Annotated in this window: 26 protein-coding genes; 10 read left to right on the forward strand and 16 right to left on the reverse strand. The window is 62.5% G+C overall.

Translation table 11 applies throughout. The features are described 5' to 3' along the window. Positions 1 to 193 precede the first annotated feature (193 nt). The gene (locus LB568_RS23010; protein ID WP_224731310.1) at positions 194 to 1417 is read left to right on the forward strand and encodes a bifunctional 2-C-methyl-D-erythritol 4-phosphate cytidylyltransferase/2-C-methyl-D-erythritol 2,4-cyclodiphosphate synthase; all 1224 of its coding nucleotides are present in this window, start codon (positions 194 to 196) and stop codon (positions 1415 to 1417) included. Next, entirely contained in the window at positions 1414 to 1902 is a 489-nt protein-coding gene (locus LB568_RS23015) for a CinA family protein (RefSeq protein ID WP_140569848.1), read from the forward strand. The genes LB568_RS23010 and LB568_RS23015 overlap by 4 nt, the downstream gene beginning before the upstream one ends. Here LB568_RS23015 and LB568_RS23020 read toward each other — a convergent pair. The 11 genes from LB568_RS23020 to eno all read right to left on the reverse strand — a co-directional run bounded on the left by LB568_RS23020 (position 1899) and on the right by eno (position 12179). After that, entirely contained in the window at positions 1899 to 2357 is a 459-nt protein-coding gene (locus LB568_RS23020; RefSeq protein WP_013895635.1) for a type II toxin-antitoxin system RatA family toxin, read from the reverse strand. The genes LB568_RS23015 and LB568_RS23020 overlap by 4 nt on opposite strands. A gap of 8 nt (positions 2358 to 2365) precedes the next feature. Then, entirely contained in the window at positions 2366 to 3331 is a 966-nt protein-coding gene (gene lipA, locus LB568_RS23025) for a lipoyl synthase (protein WP_013895636.1), read from the reverse strand. Positions 3332 to 3467: 136 nt separating this feature from the next. Next, positions 3468 to 3725: a GlsB/YeaQ/YmgE family stress response membrane protein gene (locus LB568_RS23030; protein ID WP_013895637.1), complete on the reverse strand. Its 258-nt coding sequence runs from the start codon at positions 3723 to 3725 to the stop codon at positions 3468 to 3470. Between the two features lie 99 nt (positions 3726 to 3824). Beyond that, entirely contained in the window at positions 3825 to 5270 is a 1446-nt protein-coding gene (gene lpdA, locus LB568_RS23035) for a dihydrolipoyl dehydrogenase (protein WP_224731311.1), read from the reverse strand. Positions 5271 to 5285: 15 nt separating this feature from the next. Further along, positions 5286 to 5921: an SGNH/GDSL hydrolase family protein gene (locus LB568_RS23040; protein WP_140569854.1), complete on the reverse strand. Its 636-nt coding sequence runs from the start codon at positions 5919 to 5921 to the stop codon at positions 5286 to 5288. A gap of 3 nt (positions 5922 to 5924) precedes the next feature. After that, the gene (locus LB568_RS23045; RefSeq protein WP_013895640.1) at positions 5925 to 6338 is read right to left on the reverse strand and encodes a hypothetical protein; all 414 of its coding nucleotides are present in this window, start codon (positions 6336 to 6338) and stop codon (positions 5925 to 5927) included. A 14-nt stretch (positions 6339 to 6352) separates the two neighbouring features. Next, positions 6353 to 7759 carry a pyruvate dehydrogenase complex dihydrolipoamide acetyltransferase gene (locus LB568_RS23050; protein ID WP_224731312.1) on the reverse strand — a complete coding sequence of 469 codons (1407 nt, stop codon included), beginning with the start codon at positions 7757 to 7759 and terminating at the stop codon, positions 6353 to 6355. 18 nt (positions 7760 to 7777) lie between these two features. After that, entirely contained in the window at positions 7778 to 9175 is a 1398-nt protein-coding gene (locus tag LB568_RS23055) for a pyruvate dehydrogenase complex E1 component subunit beta (RefSeq protein WP_224731313.1), read from the reverse strand. Positions 9176 to 9190: 15 nt separating this feature from the next. Continuing rightward, a complete protein-coding gene (gene pdhA / locus LB568_RS23060; protein WP_224731314.1) occupies positions 9191 to 10228 on the reverse strand; it encodes a pyruvate dehydrogenase (acetyl-transferring) E1 component subunit alpha in 1038 nt (345 codons plus the stop codon). A 193-nt stretch (positions 10229 to 10421) separates the two neighbouring features. Continuing rightward, on the reverse strand, positions 10422 to 10745 hold the full coding sequence (locus LB568_RS23065; RefSeq protein WP_023768858.1) for an FtsB family cell division protein: 324 nt from the start codon (positions 10743 to 10745) through the stop codon (positions 10422 to 10424). A 159-nt stretch (positions 10746 to 10904) separates the two neighbouring features. Then, positions 10905 to 12179, reverse strand: coding sequence for a phosphopyruvate hydratase (eno, locus tag LB568_RS23070; protein ID WP_013895645.1), 1275 nt, complete (start codon positions 12177 to 12179; stop codon positions 10905 to 10907). Between the two features lie 198 nt (positions 12180 to 12377). On the opposite strand from eno, the gene LB568_RS33545 reads away from it, so the two are divergent. Next, positions 12378 to 12503 (forward strand): hypothetical protein, encoded by a 126-nt coding sequence (locus tag LB568_RS33545; RefSeq protein WP_140569867.1) that lies wholly within the window; start codon positions 12378 to 12380, stop codon positions 12501 to 12503. Positions 12504 to 12583: 80 nt separating this feature from the next. Here the strand turns inward: LB568_RS33545 and LB568_RS23075 are convergent, their stop codons facing one another. The 3 genes from LB568_RS23075 to LB568_RS23085 form a co-directional block, all read right to left on the reverse strand. Further along, positions 12584 to 12949 (reverse strand): PRC-barrel domain-containing protein, encoded by a 366-nt coding sequence (locus LB568_RS23075; RefSeq protein ID WP_013895647.1) that lies wholly within the window; start codon positions 12947 to 12949, stop codon positions 12584 to 12586. Positions 12950 to 13108: 159 nt separating this feature from the next. After that, entirely contained in the window at positions 13109 to 13969 is an 861-nt protein-coding gene (kdsA, locus tag LB568_RS23080; protein WP_224731315.1) for a 3-deoxy-8-phosphooctulonate synthase, read from the reverse strand. After that, positions 13966 to 14856: a VOC family protein gene (locus tag LB568_RS23085; RefSeq protein WP_224731316.1), complete on the reverse strand. Its 891-nt coding sequence runs from the start codon at positions 14854 to 14856 to the stop codon at positions 13966 to 13968. Before LB568_RS23085 ends, kdsA begins: the two co-directional genes overlap by 4 nt. A gap of 44 nt (positions 14857 to 14900) precedes the next feature. Here LB568_RS23085 and LB568_RS23090 point away from each other — a divergent pair, with 44 nt between their 5' ends. Genes LB568_RS23090 through LB568_RS23105 form a run of 4 tightly spaced genes read left to right on the forward strand, consistent with a single transcriptional unit; the run spans position 14901 to position 19327 of the window. Then, positions 14901 to 16394 carry a glycosyltransferase family 4 protein gene (locus LB568_RS23090; RefSeq protein WP_224731317.1) on the forward strand — a complete coding sequence of 498 codons (1494 nt, stop codon included), beginning with the start codon at positions 14901 to 14903 and terminating at the stop codon, positions 16392 to 16394. Further along, positions 16391 to 17368: a hypothetical protein gene (locus LB568_RS23095; RefSeq protein ID WP_224731318.1), complete on the forward strand. Its 978-nt coding sequence runs from the start codon at positions 16391 to 16393 to the stop codon at positions 17366 to 17368. Before LB568_RS23090 ends, LB568_RS23095 begins: the two co-directional genes overlap by 4 nt. After that, positions 17361 to 18362, forward strand: coding sequence for a GNAT family N-acetyltransferase (locus LB568_RS33710; protein ID WP_224731319.1), 1002 nt, complete (start codon positions 17361 to 17363; stop codon positions 18360 to 18362). The genes LB568_RS23095 and LB568_RS33710 overlap by 8 nt, the downstream gene beginning before the upstream one ends. Beyond that, entirely contained in the window at positions 18359 to 19327 is a 969-nt protein-coding gene (locus LB568_RS23105) for a glycosyltransferase family 2 protein (protein ID WP_224731320.1), read from the forward strand. Before LB568_RS33710 ends, LB568_RS23105 begins: the two co-directional genes overlap by 4 nt. Here the strand turns inward: LB568_RS23105 and LB568_RS23110 are convergent. Together LB568_RS23110 and LB568_RS33555 are read right to left on the reverse strand one after the other, a co-directional pair. Next, positions 19297 to 19587, reverse strand: coding sequence for a Dabb family protein (locus tag LB568_RS23110; protein WP_140576925.1), 291 nt, complete (start codon positions 19585 to 19587; stop codon positions 19297 to 19299). The two genes, LB568_RS23105 and LB568_RS23110, sit on opposite strands and share 31 nt — an antisense overlap. 141 nt (positions 19588 to 19728) lie before the next feature. Beyond that, entirely contained in the window at positions 19729 to 19863 is a 135-nt protein-coding gene (locus tag LB568_RS33555) for a hypothetical protein (RefSeq protein ID WP_013895655.1), read from the reverse strand. Between the two features lie 24 nt (positions 19864 to 19887). On the opposite strand from LB568_RS33555, the gene LB568_RS23115 reads away from it, so the two are divergent. The 3 genes from LB568_RS23115 (at position 19888) to LB568_RS23125 (ending at position 22578) form a co-directional block, all read left to right on the forward strand. Next, positions 19888 to 20073 (forward strand): DUF1365 family protein, encoded by a 186-nt coding sequence (locus LB568_RS23115; RefSeq protein ID WP_140576914.1) that lies wholly within the window; start codon positions 19888 to 19890, stop codon positions 20071 to 20073. Between the two features lie 94 nt (positions 20074 to 20167). Then, a complete protein-coding gene (locus LB568_RS23120; RefSeq protein ID WP_224731321.1) occupies positions 20168 to 21424 on the forward strand; it encodes an SAM-dependent methyltransferase in 1257 nt (418 codons plus the stop codon). Positions 21425 to 21747: 323 nt separating this feature from the next. Beyond that, entirely contained in the window at positions 21748 to 22578 is an 831-nt protein-coding gene (locus tag LB568_RS23125) for an NmrA family NAD(P)-binding protein (protein WP_224731322.1), read from the forward strand. Positions 22579 to 22615 lie beyond the last annotated feature (37 nt).

Here is a 22615-nt window from a genome sequence, read left to right on the forward strand (position 1 = left end):
CCGCAATGTGCAACGCGGAATGACGCCACATTAAGGCGCAATTGGGAAAATACCGGCCGCCGGATTTTTGCCGCGACGAGAGCGCCGCGCATCCCCCGGGACCCGCAAAGGCGCTTTGGATGTTCATATTTGGCGCACGATCTTTTCCGAAAACCGATTACACTTTTCGGGATCGTGCGCTAAGCCAATCGGCATGACTGAGGGAAGTGAAAACGCGAGCGCGCAAGGCGGGGTTGCCGTGGTGATCGTCGCCGCCGGCCGCGGCGCTCGTGCCGGGCAGGCCAACGGGCCCAAGCAGTACCAGAGCATCGGCGGCCGTGCCGTCATTGCCCATACGCTGGAGATGTTCCTGGCCCATCCGCGAACCGGCCAGATCGTCGTCGCCATCCATGCCGACGATCATGAGCTGTTCCGGCAAGCGGCGGGCACCCACGTCCAGCGCGTCACCGCCGTCATCGGCGGCGCGACCAGGCAGGAGTCCGTCCGGCTCGGCTTGGTTGCGTTGAAAGGCCACGAACCGGCCCAGGTTCTCATTCACGACGCCGTGCGTCCATTCGTCGACGCGGAACTGATCGACCGCACCATCGCCGCCATCGGCGAACATGAGGGGGCGTTGCCCGCCCTGCCCGTCGCCGACACACTGAAGCGCGAATCGGCCTCCGGCGTGGTCGCAGAGACGGTTTCCCGCAGCGGGCTGCACGCGGCGCAAACGCCGCAAGGTTTTCCCTACGGGCCGATCCTTGCCGCGCATGACAGGGCGCATCAGCTGGGCAGGCTGGATTTCACCGACGACGCGGCCATCGCCGAATGGGCGCATATTCCGGTCAAGATCGTTCCGGGCTCGCCGGACAATATCAAACTCACCTGGGCACGGGACATCGCCATGGCACACCAGCGGCTTTCCAGCGAACGGATACACTTTCCGGACATCCGCACCGGCAACGGCTACGACGTCCACGCCTTCGAGCCGGGCAACCATGTCACCCTGTGCGGCATCGCCATTCCGCATGAAAAGAAATTATCCGGCCATTCGGACGCCGATGTCGGCCTGCACGCCCTGACCGACGCGCTGTTGGCGACCTGCGGCGCAGGCGACATCGGCACGCATTTTCCACCGTCCGATCCGCAGTGGAAGGGTGCCGCATCCCGGATATTCGTCGAACATGCGGCAAGACTGGTGCGCGAGCGCGGCGGCCGCATCGCCAATGCCGACATCACGTTGATCTGCGAGGCGCCGCGCGTCGGCCCGCACCGCGAGGCGATGACGTCGGCCCTTTCCCAGATGCTGGGCATTTCCGCCGACCGCATCTCGATCAAGGCGACAACCAACGAGAAGCTCGGCTTCGTCGGCCGTGAGGAAGGCATTGCGGCGATCGCCACCGCCAGCGTGGTGTTTCCCGGCGAGGTGCCGGAATGAGTAACGCCGAGCTCGCAAACTCTCTGCTGCTGGCCTGCCAGCAACGTGGCATCATGCTGGCGACGGCGGAAAGCTGCACCGGCGGCCTGATCATCGCGGCGCTCACCGACATTGCCGGCTCCTCCGCTGTGGTCGACCGCGGCTTCATCACCTATTCCAACGAAGCCAAGATGGAGATGCTCGGCGTTTCCGCCGAAACGCTCGACGCGCATGGAGCTGTGTCGCGCGAAACGGTGCTGGAAATGGCGGCCGGCGCGCTGGCGCATTCACGCGCAAGCCTTTCTCTTGCCGTCACCGGCATTGCCGGTCCTGGCGGAGGTTCGGCCGACAAGCCGGTCGGTCTCGTCTGGTTCGGGCTAGCCCTGGCTGGCCACCCGGTTGTCGCCGAGCGCCAGCTGTTTGGCCACAAGGGCCGCGAATTCATCCGCCACGAGACGGTGAGACACGCCCTGAAGCTGGGCCTGCAAGCGCTCAGTCAGAATTAGGCCTGCCGCGCGACACCGTAGATGACGTCGGCGCGTTTTTCGAAAGCCTCGGCGAACATGCGAAAGGCGCGGTCGAACATGGTGCCCATCAGCGCGCCCAGGATGCGGCTCTTGAACTCATAGTCGATGAAGAAGCGCACGGCGCAGCCGGCGCCATCGGGTTCGAAACGCCAGACATTGCTCAGATATTTGAACGGGCCATCGATGTATTTCACGTCGATGGCGTTCTCGTCGGGCTTCAAAAGCACCTGCGTCGTGAAGGTTTCGCGGATCGCCTTGTAGCCGATGCTCATGTCGGCAAGGAGAACGGTGCGTCCGTCACGCTCCTTGCGCGAGCGCACGGTCAGCGCTTCGCACAGCGGCAGGAACTGCGGATAGGCCTCGACATCGGCGACCAGCGCGAACATTTGCTGCGGCGTGTGAGCGACGCGGCGGGTGGCTTCGAATTTCGGCATAAGACCGGCTAGAGCGACTTCTGGAGTTGCGCTTCCCGCGCTGCGCGCAGCCGGGCGAAATCGTCGCCGGCATGGTGCGACGAGCGCGTCAGCGGGCTCGATGCCACCAGCAGGAAACCCTTGGTCCGGCCGATCGTCTCGAAGGACTTGAACTCTTCCGGGGTGACGAAGCGGATCACCGGATGGTGCTTCTTCGACGGCTGCAGGTACTGGCCGATGGTCATGAAGTCGACATTGGCCGAACGCAGATCGTCCATCAGCTGCAGGATTTCATTCCGCTCCTCACCCAGACCCACCATGATGCCTGACTTGGTGAAGATCGACGGGTCGAGTTCCTTGACCCGCTGCAGCAGCCGGATCGAGTGGAAATAGCGGGCGCCCGGCCGAACCTTCAGATAATTCGACGGCACGGTTTCGAGATTGTGGTTGAAGACGTCGGGCTTGGCCGCCACGACGATCTCCAGGGCGCCATCCTTGCGCAGGAAATCGGGCGTCAGGATTTCGATCGTGGTCGAAGGCGTTGCCGCGCGGATGGCGCGAATGACTTCGGCGAAATGCTGTGCGCCGCCATCGGCAAGATCGTCGCGATCGACCGAGGTGATGACGACGTGGCTGAGGCCCATCTGCTTGACGGCGTGGGCGACGCGGGCCGGCTCATCGGGGTCGAGCGCCGTTGGAATGCCGGTGGCGACGTTGCAGAACGCGCAGGCGCGCGTGCAGATCTCGCCCATGATCATGAAGGTGGCGTGCTTCTTTTCCCAGCACTCGCCGATGTTGGGGCAGCCGGCCTCTTCGCAGACCGTCACCAGCTTGTGGGATTTCACGATCTCGCGTGTCTCGGCGTAACCCTTGGAGACCGGCGCCTTGACGCGGATCCAGTCGGGTTTGCGCAGCACTTCCTGGTCGGGCTTGTGCGCCTTCTCGGGATGCCGCAGCCGCGGCGCGTTGGCGATCGTGTCGAGGACAGTGACCATCTGAACCCTGGCTTTTCTTGCGACCGCCCGTCGGCGGTCGTCAGCTTTACGTCATCTAGGACTTTTCGGCACAAAGAAAAAGGCTGCAGCGGCGCATGCCGCTACGACCGTTTTCGCATAGCCGGAACCATATCGACTAGCGGCGCACCAGGCGACCGACCCAGATCAGCAGGCAGGCGCCGATGAAGCCGGTGATCAGATAGGCGATCCAGCCGACGCCGAATGGGCCGAAATTGAGCGCCTGCAAGATCGCGTTCAGCACCACCGCGCCAACGATGCCCATGATAATGTTCATGAAAATGCCGGTGTTGCTCTTCATGAACATTTCGGCCAACCAGCCTGCCAGGCCGCCGATTATGATGGCTGCGATCCAGCCCACGCCGTTCAAGTGCATATGCCTTCTCCTTGCGAGCGTAAAAATGCATCCGGAAACGAACTGCCTTGCCGCCGAGATCCCGCAGCCTTCGGGGCTGAGTCTCTTGCGGCGAATCTATCATGCGTTCAGCGCGCGGCCATAGGCGTCGAGCACGCTCTCCTTCATCATCTCCGACAGCGTCGGATGCGGGAAGATGGTGTGCATCAGCTCTTCCTCGGTGGTTTCGAGGTTCATCGCCACAACGAAACCCTGGATCAGTTCGGTCACTTCGGCGCCGACCATGTGGGCGCCGAGCAACTGGCCGGTCTTCTTGTCGAAGATGGTCTTGATGAAGCCCTGGTCCTCGCCGAGCGCGATGGCCTTGCCATTGGCGGCGAACTGGAAGCGGCCGACGCGGATATCCTTGCCTTCGGCCTTGGCTTTCGCTTCCGTCAGGCCGACGGAGGCAACCTGCGGATTGCAGTAGGTGCAGCCCGGGATCTTGAGCTTGTCGGTGGCATGCACGCCAGGGAAATTGGCGATCTTCTCGATGCAAACCACGCCTTCATGCTCGGCCTTATGGGCAAGCATCGGCGGGCCGGCGACATCGCCGATGGCATAGATGCCGGGCACATTGGTCTTGCCGTAGCCGTCGATGACGACGCAGCCGCGCTCGGTCTTCACGCCAAGCGTCTCCAGGCCGAGGTTCTCGATGTTGCCTTGCACGCCGACGGCCGAGATCATGCGGTCGGCGGTGATCTTCTCGACCTTGCCGTCCTTCATCTCGACATGCGCGGTGACCGAGTTGGCAGCCTTCTCGACCTTGGTCACCTTGGCTTCGAGAATGATCTTCATGCCTTGCTTCTCGAACTGCTTCTGCGCGAATTTCGAGACTTCAGCATCCTCGACCGGCATCACCGCGGGCAGAAGCTCGACCACGGTCACCTCGGCGCCCATGGTGCGATAGAAGGAGGCGAATTCGATGCCGATGGCGCCCGAGCCCATCACCAGCAGCGACTTCGGCATCTCCTTCGGCACCATGGCCTCGAAATAGGTCCAGATCAGCTTGCCGTCCGGCTCGATGCCGGGCAGCGCGCGCGGCCGGGCGCCGGTCGCCAGGATGATGTGCTTGGCGGCGTAGGTGCCCTCGCCCTTGATGCCTTTCGGCACCGGCGGCTGCGGTTCCATCGGCTTCTTGCCCGTCTTGGAGACGACGATCTCGCCCGGTTTCGACAGCTTGGCCTCGCCCCAGATGACGTCGACCTTGTTCTTCTTCATCAGGAAGCCGACGCCGCCATTGAGCCGCAGCGAAACCTTGCGGGAGCGGTCGACGACGGCCGATGTGTCGACGCTGACCTTGCCGTCGAGCTTCAGCCCATAGTCCTTCAAATGATCGGAATAGTGCATGATCTCGGCTGAGCGCAGCAGCGCCTTGGTCGGGATGCAGCCCCAGTTGAGGCAGATGCCGCCGAGGTGCTCGCGCTCGACGATCGCCGTCTTGAAGCCGAGCTGGGCGGAACGCACCGCCGTGACATAGCCGCCGGGGCCGGAGCCGATGATGATGACGTCGTAGTTCTCAGCCACGATTTTTCTCCTTATTCACAGTTCCAGCATGACGCGCACGACGGGCGTCAGGGCCTTGCCGATGTTCCGCGTGTTTTCGGCGTCGAGGTGGACGCCGTCGAGAGGGGTGGTTTGCGCGACCGTGCCGGCATCGAAGAAGCCGCAGCCGGCTTCGTCGGCGAGCCCGGCATATTGCGGCGCCAACAGCTTCGAGGCGTCGTCGCCGCCGGCAAACATTTCCTTGAAGTCGGCATTTTCGGTGCGGCTGACGAGAGGCGGCGAAACAATCAGGATCTGCGGCACCGGCCAGTCGAATGGGTAGTCGTGGCCGCGTACGATGTCGATCAGCCGCTGGATGCCTTGCTTGGCGGCAACCGGATTGCCGTGGATCCACGGCTTCATGTCGTTGGCGCCGAGCATGATGACGATCAGGTCGATCGGCGCATGCGTCGTCAGCACCGTCGGCAGCAGCCGTGCGCCATTGCGATCGGCGCCGGCCAGATGATCGTCGAAGGCGGTGGTGCGGCCATTGAGACCATCGGCGATGACCTGAACGCCGCCGCCGAGCCCAGCCTGCAGCACGCTGGGCCAGCGATCCTCAAAGGCGTGGCGGCCGCCTTCGGCATTGTAGCCCCAGGTCAGCGAGTCGCCGTAGCAAAGCACCGTCTTCATCGATCAACCCGCCTTCATGTTGGCCATGCCACGCTTCAACCGCCAGCGCACGAACAGCCATTGCACCAGTATGATCACAAGGCCCGGCAGGCCAAGTCCGAGCACGATGGGAATGTCGCCCTTCACTGCCGTCATGCTGCCGTCGGTATAAAGGATCGCGGCAATCAGCAGGACAAGCAGCGCCACAAAGACAATCAGCAACCACATTCCCGTCTTGCCGACGGTTGCCGGCGGATCGCTCATCAACTGCGCCACGAAGAAGACGAAGGTTACGATGATCGTCACCAGAACCGACGCCATGAAGACGAGGATGTATTCTTCCTGCGCGTCGGTGACGACGGCCAGTTCCTGCGCGACCAGGCCGCCAGCCAGGCCGGATAGAATGAAGGCGAAAAGGCTGGTGAAGAATTTCCGCACCGCCCTTTTCCTTCTTAGACCAGCATGCCCATCGGATTTTCGATCAGCCGCTTGAAGGCGACCAGCAGTTCGGCGCCCAGCGCTCCGTCAACGGCGCGATGATCGGTCGACAGCGTCACCGACATCACGGTCGCGATTTTGATCTCGCCGTTCTTGACCACCGCCCGCTCCTCGCCGGCACCCACAGCCAGGATCGTCGCATGCGGCGGGTTGATGACGGCGGCAAAGTCCTTGATGCCGAACATGCCGAGGTTCGACACCGCCGTCGTGCCGCCCTGATACTCTTCCGGCTTCAGCTTGCGGCTGCGGGCCCGGCTTGCCAGGTCCTTCATCTCATTGGAGATGGTGGACAGCGTCTTTTCGTCCGCTTTGCGGATGATCGGCGTGATCAGGCCGCCGGGGATCGAGACGGCAACGCCGACATCGGCATGCTTGTGCTTGACCATGGCGCTTTCGGTCCATGAGGCGTTGGCATCAGGCACCGCCTTCAGCGCCAGCGCCATCGCCTTGATCACCATGTCGTTGACCGACAGCTTGTAGGCCGGAGCCTCGCCCTTGTCGGTCTTCTTCACCGGCGCCGCCGCATTGATCTGCGTACGCAATGCCAAGAGCGCATCGAGCTCGCAGTCGAGCGTCAGGTAGAAATGCGGGATGGTGGTCTTGGCCTCGACCAGGCGCCGCGCGATGGTCTTGCGCATGTTGTCGTGCGGGACGAGCTCGTAGGAGCCTTCCTCGAACAGTTTTAGCACCTGTTCGTCCGACATCGCCTTCACCGCCGGAGCAGCGGCCGGCGCGCCAGCCGGGGCCTTGGCCGCCGGTGCCGTCTTGGCACCGCCGCCGGCAATCGCGGCATCGACATCGGCTTTCACCACCCGGCCATGCGGGCCCGTGCCGGTCACCGCCGAGACATCGACGCCGGCCTCCTTGGCAATGCGACGTGCGAGCGGCGAGGCGAAGGTACGGCCTTCCGGCGACTGGCTGATCTCCCCCCCCGTGGGGGAGATGGCCGGCAGGCCAGAGGGGGGCGCCTCGCGCTGAGAGGACGGCGGGACAGCGCCCCCCTCTGTCGGCTTCGCAGACATCTCCCCCACGGGTGGGGAGATTGGCGCCTCGTCTTGCTTGGCTTCCGCCTTGGGCGCCGCAGCACCACCGCTTTTCGCCGCCGCCCCCGCATCCTCGCCCTCGGCTGCGAGCACGGCGATCAGCGCGTTGACCTTGACGCCTTCGGTGCCGGCTGGAACGACGAGCTTTGCAACCGTACCCTCATCGACGGCTTCGACTTCCATCGTCGCCTTGTCGGTCTCGATCTCGGCGATGACGTCGCCGGGCGAAACCTTGTCGCCTTCCTTCACGAGCCACTTTGACAGATTGCCCTCTTCCATCGTGGGCGAGAGCGCCGGCATGGTGATGTTGATTGGCATTTTGTCCTCCCGCCCGGTTCAGCGATACGCGACGGCTTTGACCGCCTCGATGACCTCGCCGACATTCGGCAAGGCCAGTTTCTCGAGGTTGGCCGCATAGGGCATCGGCACATCCTTGCCGGCAATGGTGATGACCGGCGCGTCGAGGAAATCGAAGGCGCGCTGCGAGACCTGGTTGGCGATATGGTCGCCGACCGAGTTCTGCGGATAGCCTTCCTCTACCACCACCAGCCGGTTGGTCTTCTTGACCGAGGCGATGATGGTGTCGAGGTCAAGCGGGCGGATCGTGCGCAGGTCGATGATCTCGGCGTCGATGCCCATTCCGCGCAGTTCCGCTTCCGCCTTGACCGCGTAGGTCATGCCGATGCCGAACGAGACGATGGTGACGTCCTTGCCCGTCTTGTGGATACGCGCCTTGCCGATCGGCAGCACGAAATCATCCAGCTTCGGCACGTCGAAGGACTGGCCGTAGAGGATTTCGTTCTCGAGGAAGATGATCGGGTTCGGATCGCGGATCGCGGCCTTCAGCAAGCCCTTGGCGTCGGCGGCCGTATAGGGCATCACCACTTTCAGGCCGGGAATGTGGCTGTACCAGGCGGCGTAGCACTGCGAATGCTGTGCGGCGACGCGGGCCGCAGCACCATTCGGGCCACGGAACACGATCGGCGCGCCCATCTGGCCGCCCGACATATAAAGCGTCTTGGCGGCCGAGTTGATGATCTGGTCGATCGCCTGCATGGCGAAATTGAAGGTCATGAACTCGACGATCGGCTTCAGCCCGGCCATCGCCGCACCGACGCCGACGCCGGCAAAGCCATGCTCGGTGATCGGCGTGTCGACGACGCGGCGTGGCCCGAATTCCTGCAGCAGGCCTTGGGTGATCTTGTAGGCGCCCTGGTATTCGGCGACCTCCTCGCCCATGACGAAGACATCGCCGTCGCGGCGCATTTCCTCGGCCATCGCGTCGCGCAAGGCTTCGCGCACCGTGGTCGACACCATCTCCGTGCCGGCCGGAATGTCGGGATCGGCGGCGATTTCCGCTTTCGGTGCGGCTGCGACTGGTGTCGCGGCCGGCTTTGCGGCCTCCGCCTTGTCCTCGGCCGGAGCCTCCGGCTTCGCCGGTGCTTCCCCCTTGGCGGGAGCCGCGGACTTGCCGACATCGGCGGCGCTTTCGCCGTCCTGCAGCAAAACCGCGATCGGTGTGTTGACCTTGACGCCTTCGGTGCCGGCGGCGATCAGGAGCTTTCCAATCGTGCCCTCATCGACGGCTTCGACTTCCATCGTCGCCTTGTCGGTTTCGATCTCGGCGATGACGTCGCCGGCGACGACCTTGTCGCCCTCGTTCTTCAACCATTTGGAAAGATTGCCCTCTTCCATGGTCGGCGAGAGAGCGGGCATGAGAATTTCGATCGGCATGTTCCTCGCGCTCCCTTACAGTACGATATTGGTCCAGAGCTCGGACGGATCCGGCTCTGCATCGTTCTGGGCAAACTCGGCGGCGTCGGCGACGACGTCGCGCACCTCCTTGTCGATGGCCTTCAATTCGTCCTCGGTCGCCCACTTCTTCTGTGTCAACCGCGCCTTGACCTGCTCGATCGGGTCATGGTCCGAGCGCATCTTCTGGACCTCTTCCTTGGAGCGGTATTTCGCCGGGTCGGACATCGAGTGACCGCGATAGCGATAGGTCTGCATTTCGAGAATGATCGGCCCGTTGCCGGCACGGCACCATTCGGTGGCCTGGTCGCCGGCGGATTTGACCGCCCGCACATCCATGCCGTCGACCTGGATGCCCGGAATCTTGAACGAAGCGCCGCGATGCGAAAAATTGGTTTCCGCCGACGAGCGCGAGACCGAGGTGCCCATGGCGTAACGGTTGTTCTCGATGATGTAGATCACCGGCAACTTCCACAGCGAGGCCATGTTGAAGCTTTCATAGACCTGGCCCTGGTTGGCGGCGCCATCACCGAAATAAGTCAGCGAGACATTGTTGTTTTCGCGATAGCGGTTGGCGAAGGCGAGGCCCGTGCCCAGAGACACCTGGGCGCCGACAATGCCGTGGCCGCCGTAGAAATGCTTCTCCTTGGAAAACATGTGCATGGAGCCGCCCTTGCCCCTGGACAGGCCGCCGCGGCGCCCGGTCAGCTCGGCCATGACACCACGCGGCGAAAGCTCCATCGCCAGCATGTGGCCGTGATCGCGATAGGCGGTGATCATCTGGTCGCCATCGATCAGCGCCATCTTCATGCCGGTGACGACGGCTTCCTGGCCGATGTAGAGATGGCAGAAGCCGCCGATGAAGCCCATGCCATAGAGCTGGCCGGCCTTTTCCTCGAAGCGGCGGATGAGCAGCATGTGCCGGTAGGCGGCAAGCTCTTCGTCCTTGGTGAATTCAGCAGGCTTGGGTGCTGAAAGCACCGATTTGCCGTCGGATTTCGATTTGGCAGGCGCTTTTCTGGCTGCGGTGGCCATGCATCACTCCCTGTTGGCGTCTCTTTGCGGACATTGGAGCTAGAGGAAATCTGCTCCCGGGGAGATCAGCCTCCCCACCGATTTATGGGAGGCTAACACGCGTTACAGCGTTGCGCCATGACGAATTTGCATAGCTGGCATGCGCCTAAGCGATTAAAATCATTGAAAATATTGGCGATTAACTGAAATTCAGTTACTTTGACGAGGCCGGCAACATGATGGTGATTTCGTCAGGCTGGGACAGGTTGAGCGCTTTGCGCGCCTGCTCGTCGAGCATGTCCTTCTCCAGCGTGCCGTCATGCATGAGCCGAACGCGCCGTTCAAGCTCCATCCGGCGCGCCTTGACGGCATCGAGCTGCGCCTGCAGCGCGACCGTCTGGGCCTCGAGCTGATATTTCGAATTGATGCCGAATTCACCGTGATAGGCGTGGAAGCCGAAATAGGCCAAGAATACCACGCAAAGCGAAGGGATGATCAGCCGGCCGGTGTTTCTCTGCTTGTGCTGACGCGTCCACATCGCCCATTCCCTCGCGGCCGCGAACTCAGGCGGCTCACGACCTTTTTCGCCCGATTGTGCTTAACGGACGGTTACGGACGGCTGGCTTGAGCGACCGTGAAATGAAAAAGGACGGGAATGACCCCGCCCTTTTCCACTGTTCGGAAACGATTTGTCGGATCAGCTCTTGATCACCGACTTGCCGGCGTAGCGCGCCTGCTTGCCGAGTTCTTCCTCAATGCGGATCAGTTGGTTGTACTTGGCCATGCGATCGGAGCGCGATAGCGAGCCGGTCTTGATCTGTCCGCAGTTGGTGGCGACGGCGAGATCGGCAATGGTCGAATCCTCGGTTTCGCCCGAACGGTGCGACATGACGGCCGTATATCCAGCTTTGTGCGCGGTCTCGACGGCGTCGAGCGTTTCCGTCAGCGAGCCGATCTGGTTGACCTTGACCAGGATCGAATTGGCGACGCCCATGCGGATGCCGTCGCGCAGGCGCGCGGTGTTGGTAACGAACAGGTCGTCGCCAACCAGCTGCGTCTTCTTGCCGATCAGGTCCGTCAGGTACTTCCAGCCTTCCCAGTCGTCCTCGGCAAGGCCGTCCTCGATCGAGATGATCGGATAGTCGGCGGCGAGCTTGGCGAGATACTTGGCCTGTGCCTTGGGATCGCGCGTCTTCTTCTCGCCCTCATAGACGTAATTGCCGTCCTTGAAGAACTCGGTCGCGGCGCAGTCGAGGCCGAGCGCGATCTCCTCGCCCGGCTTGAAGCCGGCTTTCTCGATCGATTCCATGATGAAATCGAGTGCCACCGGCGCGCTCTTCAGGTTCGGGGCAAAGCCGCCCTCGTCGCCGACATTGGTATTGTGGCCGGCGTCCTTCAGCTTCTTCCTGAGCGTGTGGAAGATTTCCGAGCCCCAGCGCACGCCTTCGCGCAGCGTCGGCGCGCCGATCGGCAGGATCATGAACTCCTGGAAGTCGATCGGGTTGTCGGCATGCGCGCCGCCGTTGATGATATTCATCATCGGCACCGGCAGGATATGGGCCTTGGTGCCGCCGACATAACGGTAGAGCGGCAGGCCGGCGGCGTCGGCCGCGGCCTTGGCCACCGCCAGCGAGACACCGAGGATGGCATTGGCGCCGAGCCGGCTCTTGTTGGGCGTTCCGTCGAGTTCGATCATCGTCTGGTCGATATGGATCTGGTTCTCGGCTTCCATGCCGCCGATCGCCTCGAACAGCTCGCCATTGACCGCTTCCACGGCCTTGAGCACGCCCTTGCCGAGATAACGGGCGCCGCCGTCGCGCAGTTCGACGGCCTCATGGGCGCCGGTCGATGCGCCCGACGGCACCGCGGCGCGGCCCATCGAACCGTCTTCGAGCACGACATCGACCTCGACGGTCGGATTTCCACGGCTGTCCAGGATTTCACGCCCGACAATGTCGATGATGGCGGTCATTGCGATGTCCCCGATTGATCTGAAGAAATGTCGCGCCCGTCTTAGCCAAAGCGCCGCAAAAGGCAATCGGGCCATGGCCAAATAGTGCGGCCCGCCTGATTCACGAAGCGCAAATTTCTGTCATCATAAGTCATGCTGCCAGACGCGCGTTTCGAGATATGGTTTCGAAGCGCGGGGCGAAACAGGAGGAGTTTCGCCATGTCCGAGTTCAGCGGTATCGTGAGTTTGTTCCTGATCGCGGCGGCGTTCCTGACGTCGTGCGACAATCAGCAATCACCGCCAAAGGCAATCGCGCCTTTGCCGGCCTTAAGCATCAACCAATAGCCCCGAAGGCCCGCAAAGCCATCGGGCATTGCGTTGAATCAAGAAAGGGCCCCGCCGAACCGAGGCCCTTTTTTGTCACATCAGTGCCAGTATGGCTTGACGTTGTAATACTCGTAGGATGCGTCGCGCGCGCGCTCGCCATCCTCGCCGGTCAATTCATTGATCGAATAGGCGGGCGCTGCTTTCAGCTGTTCCTTGGAGAAGGGCACGACATAGCCGCCCTTGTCCTGATCATAATCGAGACTTGCCCAAGGAATGGCATGATACTTCTCGCCCATGCCGAGAAAACCGCCAAAACCGATGACCGCGAACATGATGCCGTTCGAGGTTTTGTCGAGCATGACGTCCTCGATACTGCCGATGCTGTCGCCCGCGGTATTGTAAACTGTTGTGCCGATGACCCGCGAAGCGGCAATGGCTTGGGTGTGGCCTGTTTGAGTTGTCATGATGTGCTCCTCATTGTCGTCAAACTCTGCTTCGACAATGTGGGAGAGGGGCGAAAGTTCCCGGCTTTTTACGGTGTCGGCCGATCACTCCGCGAGAATGAAGATCACCTTCATGTTGACGCGATAGGCAGCAATCTTGCCACCGCGAGAACCGTCGGCTCAGCGCCCCTTGGCGATGCGGTCGAACGCCATCAACCGCTCCAGGAGTGCCGGCATGTCCTTCAGCGGCACCATGTTCGGACCATCGGAAGAGGTCGAGTTGTCCGGATCCTGGTGGGTCTCGATGAAGACGCCGGCAACGCCGACGGCGACAGCCGCACGGGAGAGCGTCTCGACGAAACGCCGCTCGCCACCCGAAGACCCGCCCTGCCCGCCCGGCTGCTGCACCGAATGCGTGGCATCGAAGATCACCGGCGCGCCGATCTCGGCCATGATGGGCAGAGCACGCATGTCGGACACCAGCGTGTTGTAGCCGAACGAGGCGCCGCGCTCGGTGGTCAAGACATTGGGGTTGCCGGAACCGGTGATCTTGGCGACCACGTTCTTCATGTCCCAGGGCGCGAGGAACTGCCCCTTCTTGACGTTGATCACCTTGCCGGTCCTTGCGGCGGCGACCAGCATGTCGGTCTGGCGCGACAGGAAGGCCGGAATCTGCAGCACATCGACATGCGGCGCGACGATGGCGCACTGCTCCTCGGTGTGGACATCGGTCAGCACGGGAAGCGAGAATTCCTTGCGCAGTTCGTCGAAGACAGGGAGTGCTGCCTCCATGCCGGCGCCGCGCGTCGCCGACAGCGATGTGCGGTTGGCCTTGTCGTAGCTGGTCTTGTAGACGAGGCCTATGCCGAGCTTGCCGGTCAATTCCTTGAGCGCACCGGCCATGTCGAAAGCATGCTGACGCGATTCGAACTGGCACGGTCCGGCGATCAGCGCCAAGGCCGCCTTGTTATCGAAAACGACGTTGCCGACGGCTACCGCCGAATTGGGCGCCATCGAATTGGCCGCTTGGGGCTTGTTCATGGGATCTCCCGGAAGATGAAAGCCGCGCCCTGCCCTGATGCCGGCTGCACGACAATGTCATTGCCCGCTATATCGTGCGGGATGGCGTTGGCTGCAAGCAGCCTTGAAACGGCATCGGCATCGCGGACCGCAAAGACGACCGCGGCGAACCGAAGTTCGGTAGGCAAGCCGGCCGGAATGCCGAAGCGGGCGGCGAAAGACGCGGGATCGAGGATGCTCAAAACCGCATTCGGCAGGCGGAACGCACCGCCCTGCCCAATGGCGGCGGGATCGCCCACCGCCACGGAGATCAGGCGACGCTGCTCGTCAGGTCGGTCGCTGACCGCCACCACTTCCACAATGCCGGTGGCACCGTTGGGGTGGGCCTGCAACGCCGCGCGGTCCACTTTCGGTGTGTTGATCCGCTGGCAGGCAAAAAGAAAAGCATCCGTTGCGCGGCTGTTCGAAGCAAAGGCGAGCTTGAATGACGCGGTATCGCTTTTGCCCGTCGTGTCGGTGAAAGCGCGCGAAAAGCTCAGCGTGTCGCCCGCCGACAGGCCGGCTTCCACATAGCGCGCGTGGTCGGCATCGGCATTGTCGGTGCCCAGAACCACCGCGGAAAATCCCTCATCGCCGCGGCTGCCGCGATAGATGCGGTCGCGGATGACGAAGGCATTGCCCTCGGCGGCCGCGTCAAATGCTATTTGTTCGCTGCCGATCGCGAGCGGCTCCAGATAGGTGCCGTCGGCGAGGAAAACGCAGCAGTTCTCCGTTCCAAAGGGATGGCTGCCGGTGGGTGCGACGACGAAGCCCAGCGCTATCAGCCGGGCGCGCGCCACGTCGAGGGTCTGCGTCGGCAGCACCAGATGATCGAGCGGATGAATTCCGGCGGCTGTGGAACGGGTCATGCAGGCGCGATGTGCATCATTCCGTATAACCGTTCAAGACGTGATTGCACGCCCTGGCGCCAGGGCATGGCAAAAAACACCAGAAATGGCCGCCCGCTTTTCTCTTCTGCAGCGAAAGTATTTCACGTAAGGATATCCCCCGCATGGGGGATGCTGCGAATTCGGTCTTGGACGATTGTCACCGCGTCGCGATTCGACGTCGAATGGCGCCCATTGCCCTGCGTGCATGGCTGGAACGACGGATGGCGGGCAACGGCATGCTCAGGATCTTGCGGATCACACCGCACTTCTATCGGCCAGGCAACTGGCCGATCGCGTTCGATCCTGTCGGCGGTCTGCAGAACCAGACATGGACGATCGCGCAAGCCATGGACAAGGCCGGCGCGACCCAGACGGTTCTGACCAGCTACATTCCAGGCAGCCCAAGGCATGTGCGGATATCCGCGACCATGCGGGTGACATGCACGGGCTTCCGGCTGCCCGAGTTCCTGGCCGGGCCGATGCTCTGCTTCAGCTGGTTTCTGGGCGCGATCCCGGAGCTTCTTCGGGCCCGACACCGCTACGATCTCGTCCACATCCATTTCAACCACTCGGTCTGGTGCAGGATCATCGCCGTTATTGTCCGCAAGCTGAAGATACCGCTTGTCGTTTCTATGAACACGCCGCTCTGGTCCGGGCTTCAGAGCGCGCTTCGGCTCAAGGGCAAATCTTATGACGTCACCCGGTGGCTCGAGCGCCTGGCTTTGAGGTCGGCCGATCGGGTCGTCGTGCTCACCGATACATATGGCAGGAGCGCGGCCTCGGAGCTGGGGCTCGATGCCTCGCGCATCGAGGTGATCCCCGATGCGGTCGATGTCGAAGCGTTCCGCCGTCCAGTCGCAGCTGGGTTGCTTCGGGCCTTTCGCCGTGAGCACGACATCCCGGACGATCGGACGATCGTCAGCTTTATCGGCCGCATCAGCGGTGAAAAAGGCTGGCAGGATCTGCCCGCGCTCGTCGAGCGCCTGTCAGGGGAAAATGTGTTCCTGCTGATCTGCGGAGACGGCCCCGACCGCCACAAGCTTGAAGCGGCGCTCGCCGCGGTTTCCAGGCCAGGCTGGTGGGCGATCACCGGATTCGTCTCGCCAGCCGAGGTCAAGAAGGCACTCAAGATCTCCGACGTCATGATCCTACCCTCCCGGCGCGAAGTATTCGGCAGCGTCCTGCTCGAAGCGATGGCGGCGGAAGTACCGGTGGTCGCCTATGCCGTCGGAGGCGTGAGCGACGTCGCCGGTCGTCCAGAGGCGTTGGCGCTGGTGCCGGAAGGACGGCGGGAAGCGCTTGCCGACCGGACGCTTCGGTTGCTTGCCGATAGCGAGGAAAGGAACACCCTGATCGCTCGAGGGCGCCGGCGTGTGCGGGATTTCTCGCTGGATTCGGCGGTGGCGCTCAACCTTGCCCTTTATGCTTCGGTCCTCGCAGGCTCGGTGAACGGATCACGGCAGCCGGCGGGCGTTCTCACCTTGCAGGAGGACGGCGGCTCGCCGGATAGCGCTTGATCAACTTCGTCACCACGCGCAGCCACGGCTATACCGTTCGCCATCTGATCCGCCAGTTGGGCAACGCGCGCCATTGGAGCTACGAGCGCCTCTTTCGGCAGAAGGAGCTGCGCTCCGGCACCTGGGTCTTCACGGATCACGAGCGGCTTTCGCACTTCGAGATCGCGTTGGCCGCCGGGGTCGCCAATCGGCTCGAGCGTGGCGGGGCACGCATTCTCAATCATCCCGCCCATGTGCTTGGCCGTCATGATCTGCTGAAAGCCCTGCACGCGGCCGGCATCAACTGCTTCTCGGCCTGGCGTTGCGAAAGCCAGCCGCGTCCGAACGCTTTTCCGGTCTTCATCCGCAACGAATTCGACCACCTTTCCGCGGACTTCGAGCTGATTGCGGACCAGCCAGCGCTCGATGCGACGCTGAGCCGGATGAAAGCGAACGGCATACCGCTGGCCGGCAAGCTGGTAATCGAGTATGCCGGCCAGGAGATCAGCCCCGGCGTCTGGCAGCGCTTTGCCACCTATCGCGTCGGCGATCGGCTGATCGCCCATCACAATGTCGTCGATTTCCGCTGGGCGGCCAAGGACGTGCAGGACAAGCAGCGCCTGCTTGCCCATCCCATGTTGGCGACATTCCTCGAAAACGAGCGCCGGTTTGTGGTCGGCAATCTGTATGAAGACGTGCTGCGCAGGGCATTCGACCTCGCCGGCATCGATTATGGGCGCGCCGACTTCTCGCTGGTCGACGGGTGTCCGCAAATCTTCGAGATCAACACCAATCCGGCGCACGGCTCCCACGGCACGATCTATCGGGAAACGCACCCCGGGCGCGTGGAAACCCAGAAGCTTTCGGAAGACAGGCTGTACGCCGCCTTGCGGGCCGTGGACCTGCCGGCCGGCGGCCGCATCGGCCTCGACGACCCCGCCCTTCTCCCGCAACAGGCGTTCAGGAGACTTTTCACGGGGCTGAAGCGTGCTTGACCGCGCCGCGCCAGGACATCCGATCTCCGCTCGGCCGATCGTGATCGAGGCGGCCGACAGCTTCGATTTCGGCTCGGTTGAATACCGGCGGCTGTTTTCCGGCGCATCGGCATCGGCTTTCCAGCATCCCGACTGGCTCACGGCTTTCTATCGCAACATCGCTCCGGCGCATGGCGCCGAGCCGCTGGTGATCACCGGCCGTGGCAGCGACGGCGAACTTCAACTGGTGGTTCCGCTGGTGCGGCGCGGCGATGGGGCGATCGAATATGCCTTCCTGGGCGTCACCGATTATGCCTGTCCGATCGTGGCCAGGGGCGTGACATTCAGTGCACAAACCAGGCGGCATTTTCGCGAGGTCCTTGGGCACCATGCGGATCTGAGAATTGGACCTGTTCATCACAGCCATCTGCAGGAATGGCGCCAGTTGCTGGGATCCGAGCCGTCCGCGCTCGATTTCGGCGCGCATGCCGTGCGCTACGGCTTTCCCTATGCCGAATGGCGCAGGACCAACCTTGGCCGTCGAGGCGCCGGGAGTCTCGACCACAAGGCGCGCAGGCTTGCCGAAGCTGGCGGGCTGAAGCTGGAGCTGGTCGGGCCCGACAATGTGCGTCAGGCCCTGGTTGCGGCGCGCGGCTTCCGCGCCGGGCGCTTCCCGGATGATCCGATGCAAACGCCGTACGGCCTCGAATTCTACATCGATGTCGCTACGAACGGCGCGCGCTCCGGCCTTGCACGAACCTATCGCCTCGCTTCGAAGGATGGTCCGGTTGCTTTTGTCTTCGGCCTAATCGACGGCGATTTTTTCCGCTACATCCTGCTGGCCTGCGACTATGGCGCCCATGCGCGCCATTCTCCGGGTCGCGTGGCGCTCGACCAGGTCATGGCCGCCTGGGCCGCCGAGGGCGGCAAAGCCTTCGATTTCACCATCGGCGACGAACCCTTCAAGGCGGACTTCGGCTGCACCCGTACGACCATGCACGAGTTCCGGCCATGACAGTCCTGCCGACCATTCTTCCGATGGAAGCGGGCCTTGTCGCCACGCCTCGTCTTGCCGTGGTCGTGCCTGCCCGCAATCGCCGTGAAAGCCTGCCGCGCACGCTGGCATCCGTACTTTGCACAGCGCGAACCGATATCGAACTGGTGGTGATAGATGACGGATCGACGGACAGCACCGAAAGCTATCTGGCCTCGCTCGACGATGTGCGCCTGAAATGGCACCGCATAACGTTGGCGGCCGGCGCCAACGAAGCTCGCAACCAGGGCGCGGCATTGTCCAGCGCACCGCTCATCGCTTTTCTCGATTCGGATGACGCCTTCCGCCCCGGGCGTGTGGACAGGCTGATCACATTCTTCGACGAGAACCCGGACATCGCCTGCACCATCGACGGCTTCAGCGACATTTCGGACCGCGGCGAACGAATACACCGATTGCCCCGCCTTACCCCCGATAGCGAGACACTGCGGCAGCTTCTGCTCTGCCATTGCATTCCGCTGACCAACTCGACCGTCACGGTTCGCCGCGCGGCTTTCGACGCGGTCGGGGGCTACGATCCGGACCTGCGCCGCCATCAGGACCGGGAGTTGCTGCTGCGGCTGGCGAGACAACACCGCATCGCTTTCGGCACGGCCACCGACGTCCTCAAATACCGGTCGACGAATTCGATCTCGCGCACCCATGCCGGTTATATCAAGGGGTTGGACGATTTCGTCGGCCGCTGTCCCGATTACCGATCAAGCGGCTATGGGTCGATCCTCAGCTATCTGACGGTGCGCGGCGCGCTGAAAGCAGCCATGCAAGGCCATTTCAGCGTCATGCTGGCCGAACTGCAGGCCTGGCGGAAAGCCGACAATCTGCCCGGCGGCCTTCATGTGTTGCCCGGTTATTTCATGGGGCGTCGAAAAAGGCACCGGCTGGAACAGGCCCTGGATCAGCTCCCGGCCACGACGTCGGCGGAATAGCGCAATTCGCGCAAGGGTCTGACCTTGCTGGTGGTCTGCGCGTAGAGCGGGTGCGCCTTGTAGGCGGCCAGCGCCGCGTCGTCGGCGAACTCCGCATAGACGACGACATCGATCTCGTCGGACAGCGGGTCGACCTTGGTGTTCAGGGTTACCTCGAAGAGACTGGAATGGGGAATGTTGCTCAGCGCCAGCAGCCCGGTACGCACCGCCTCCACATCCTCTTTGCGCCGCGCGCTGAAGAAAACGATATGCCGGATCAATCCCGCCTCCTCGATCTGAATGCGGGGTCTTTTGTGACGGCGGTCTCTTCGCGTCAACCGTTCATGGCGCCACGCGTCCATGCGACGCGCCTCGACCGTCGCACACCGCGCACAAGCGCGGGCTGCTGCCTCTAGAAGGTATCAGGCCTTGCCGGTGACATAGCGGACGGCATGATTGAGCTCCCTGACCGACAGGTCGAGGTAGCGGCCCTGATTGTACAGGCCGTCCCAGATCAGGAAGAATGCGATGGCGGCAATGACGATTACATAACGCATGGCTAAAGCTATCGCACAAGCGCGGTGGGGGCCATAGGCGTTTTGATATGTTCGACTCCACCAGACGAGTGCGCACGTGGCACAGCCCAGCTCGCGGCTTGCCTCTTGAAGTTCCCGGCGATGACGTGGAAGATTGTCGCAGGGATTCACTGGGAAGCGCTGAAGCTCTGGTCGAGGGATGCGCTTTTGTTCGGATCCGTACGTGGCTGATCCGGGGATCAGGCAACGTCCGAACCCGGCGATGAACCGCAAGAAACGGAACCGGCGACTGTCAGCCGGCATCGCGGAAGTCCAGGGGCGGGACATGGGTCACAAGGAACAGTCTGGCACGATGCCTGCCGAAGCGGTCAGGCTCGACGAGTTCAATTTCGCCGAGATCGTCAAGGGCCTGCCGGCCAAGGCGCGCGTGGTGCTGTCGGCGGCGATGAACCTGCCGCGCGGTTCGCTGAAAGTCAGGATGCCGGATGGGCGCTCCGTCCTGGTCGGAGGCAAGGGACCAGGTCCCGACGCCGAACTGGTGCTCAAGAACTGGCGCCTGCCGGGCCGCGCCTTTTCCGGCGGCACGATCGGCGTTGCCGAATCCTACATGGACGGCGACTGGGAAAGCCCTGATGTGACCAGTTTCCTCGAACTGTTCGTGGTCAACTCGGCCCTTGGCGAGAAGGTCGCCGGCGGCGCGAGCTGGCTGATCAATACGATCCAGCGCATCCGCCACTGGTTCAATGAGAACACACGCACCGGTTCGAAACGCAATATCTCGGCGCATTACGACCTCGGCAACGCCTTCTATAAGGAGTGGCTCGACCCGAGCATGACCTATTCCTCGGGGCTCTATGCCAACGGCGCCAACGACCTGGAGAGCGCGCAGGCCGCCAAATATCGGGCGCTGGCCAAGGATATCGGCATCGGCCGCAAGGATCACGTGCTGGAGATCGGCTGCGGCTGGGGCGGCTTTGCCGAATTCGCCGCGCGCGAGATCGGTTGCCGGGTTACCGGGCTGACCATCAGCCGCGAGCAGCACGACTTCGCCAAGGCGCGGATCGCCAAAGCTGGACTTGCCGACAAGGTCGACATCAAATTGCAGGATTACCGCGACGAAACAGGCACTTACGATCGCATTGCGTCCATCGAGATGTTCGAGGCGGTCGGCGAGAAATATTGGCCGGTGTTCTTCGGCAAGATGAAGGCCTGCCTGAAGCCCGGCGGTACTGCGGGGCTGCAGATCATCACCATCAACGAATCCGCCTACGACACCTATCGTGCCAGGCCGGATTTCATCCAGCGCTATGTGTTTCCGGGCGGCATGCTGCCGACGCCGTCGATCCTGAAAGCGCTCGGCAAGGATCATGGCCTTGCGCATCTGCGCGAACGCGTGTTTCCCGATGACTATGCACGCACGCTCGCCGAATGGCGGCAGCGCTTCTGGGTATCGTGGGAGAAGATCGTGCCGCTCGGCTTCGACGATCGCTTCAAGAAACTATGGGAGTTCTACCTGCATTATTGCGAAGCCGGCTTTCGTGCCAGCTACATCGACGTGCGCCAGGTGGTCTACAAGGCTTAGAGCATTTCACCGTTTCACGGAAACGGAGACCTATCTCTTTGTTTTACGTAATTCCCAAGGAAAAGCGCCATGCGCTTTTCCGGCGAAGCGCTTTGAAACTTCCGTCGCTGGGCTCCAAAAGCCGCCACGCCCCATCCGAGGCCCGCAAAAGCTGTTGCGATGGGTCACTTGCGACCACGCTAAGCTCTCGACCCACCGTGCTCGATCTGCTGCGGCAGCGATCGTCTTGACCGCTTGGGATGCACAACAATCTATTGGAGCAGGTGACCCTGGACCAGGGAACGCGAAACCTCAGGAGACGAGAAAAAACACAGGAGATAACGATGACGATTCTTGCTGTTGGCGCTGCCGGCCGATTTGCCGGCAATGTCATCCCGGCTCTCGCCCAGCGTAACGCCCGTGTGCGCGGCCTTGTGCGAAAGCCGGAAGAAATTGCTCAAGTACGAGAGCATGGTGCCGCGGAAACGGTTGTCGGCGACCTTCGGGACCGGGCCAGCTTGGACGCAGCTCTGCAAGATATCGAAGCTGTGTTCTACATCGCGCCTGCGTTCATGGCCGAGGAAGCCGAAGTCGGCAAAGGCTTGGTCAACGCCGCGATCCGCGCAGGTGTCCGTCGGCTTGTATTCTCGTCTGTCATCCATCCGGTACTTTCCGTGCTGGGCAACCACATAGCGAAAGCCCCGGTCGAGGAAGCGATTCTGACTTCGAAGCTGGAATACACCTTCCTTCACCCATCCCGCTTTTATCAGAATTATGAGGCATTCTGGCCGAAGGTCATCGAAACCGGCGTGCTGGCCGAGCCCTGGTCGGCCGAGACCCGATTCTCTCTTGTAGACTATCGTGACATCGCGGAGGTCGCCGCCATTGCCCTAACCGAGGATCGTCTGCTTTACGGCACATTCGAGCTATGCGCGCCCGGGTGGCACAATCGTCACGATGTGGTCACTCTGTTGGGTGAGGTGCTCGGGCGAGAGATCAGGGAGCGCCGCGATCCAGGTGTGCTCGGCGAAGTTGGGCCAGGACAAAGGACTATGTTCGAGCATTACGACCATTACAACCTGCTCGGTAATCCGCTGACTCTACGCGCGATACTTGGGCGTGAACCGCGTTCGCTAAAGGTCTTTTTCGAGGAACTCGCTGCGGGTGCTCGATAACGCCCGACGCGAGGCCCGGGACAAGCGAATCGAAATC

Origin of the sequence: Mesorhizobium sp. B263B2A (assembly GCF_020165775.1) — a bacterium.
Taxonomy (GTDB): domain Bacteria; phylum Pseudomonadota; class Alphaproteobacteria; order Rhizobiales; family Rhizobiaceae; genus Mesorhizobium; species Mesorhizobium opportunistum.

Coding starts and splice junctions, on each gene's coding strand:
- LB568_RS23075 (WP_013895647.1), bottom strand. CDS start 12,949: ATGACAACTCAAACAGGCCACACCCAAGCCATTGCCGCTTCGCGGGTC.
- LB568_RS23085 (WP_224731316.1), bottom strand. CDS start 14,856: ATGACCCGTTCCACAGCCGCCGGAATTCATCCGCTCGATCATCTGGTG.
- LB568_RS23030 (WP_013895637.1), bottom strand. CDS start 3,725: ATGCACTTGAACGGCGTGGGCTGGATCGCAGCCATCATAATCGGCGGC.
- LB568_RS23040 (WP_140569854.1), bottom strand. CDS start 5,921: ATGAAGACGGTGCTTTGCTACGGCGACTCGCTGACCTGGGGCTACAAT.
- pdhA (WP_224731314.1), bottom strand. CDS start 10,228: ATGGCCACCGCAGCCAGAAAAGCGCCTGCCAAATCGAAATCCGACGGC.
- LB568_RS23020 (WP_013895635.1), bottom strand. CDS start 2,357: ATGCCGAAATTCGAAGCCACCCGCCGCGTCGCTCACACGCCGCAGCAA.
- kdsA (WP_224731315.1), bottom strand. CDS start 13,969: ATGAACAAGCCCCAAGCGGCCAATTCGATGGCGCCCAATTCGGCGGTA.
- LB568_RS23065 (WP_023768858.1), bottom strand. CDS start 10,745: ATGTGGACGCGTCAGCACAAGCAGAGAAACACCGGCCGGCTGATCATC.
- LB568_RS33545 (WP_140569867.1), top strand. CDS start 12,378: ATGTCCGAGTTCAGCGGTATCGTGAGTTTGTTCCTGATCGCGGCGGCG.
- LB568_RS23050 (WP_224731312.1), bottom strand. CDS start 7,759: ATGCCAATCAACATCACCATGCCGGCGCTCTCGCCCACGATGGAAGAG.
- LB568_RS23125 (WP_224731322.1), top strand. CDS start 21,748: ATGACGATTCTTGCTGTTGGCGCTGCCGGCCGATTTGCCGGCAATGTC.
- LB568_RS23055 (WP_224731313.1), bottom strand. CDS start 9,175: ATGCCGATCGAAATTCTCATGCCCGCTCTCTCGCCGACCATGGAAGAG.
- LB568_RS23120 (WP_224731321.1), top strand. CDS start 20,168: ATGGGTCACAAGGAACAGTCTGGCACGATGCCTGCCGAAGCGGTCAGG.
- eno (WP_013895645.1), bottom strand. CDS start 12,179: ATGACCGCCATCATCGACATTGTCGGGCGTGAAATCCTGGACAGCCGT.
- LB568_RS23015 (WP_140569848.1), top strand. CDS start 1,414: ATGAGTAACGCCGAGCTCGCAAACTCTCTGCTGCTGGCCTGCCAGCAA.
- lipA (WP_013895636.1), bottom strand. CDS start 3,331: ATGGTCACTGTCCTCGACACGATCGCCAACGCGCCGCGGCTGCGGCAT.
- LB568_RS23105 (WP_224731320.1), top strand. CDS start 18,359: ATGACAGTCCTGCCGACCATTCTTCCGATGGAAGCGGGCCTTGTCGCC.
- LB568_RS23010 (WP_224731310.1), top strand. CDS start 194: ATGACTGAGGGAAGTGAAAACGCGAGCGCGCAAGGCGGGGTTGCCGTG.
- LB568_RS33555 (WP_013895655.1), bottom strand. CDS start 19,863: ATGCGTTATGTAATCGTCATTGCCGCCATCGCATTCTTCCTGATCTGG.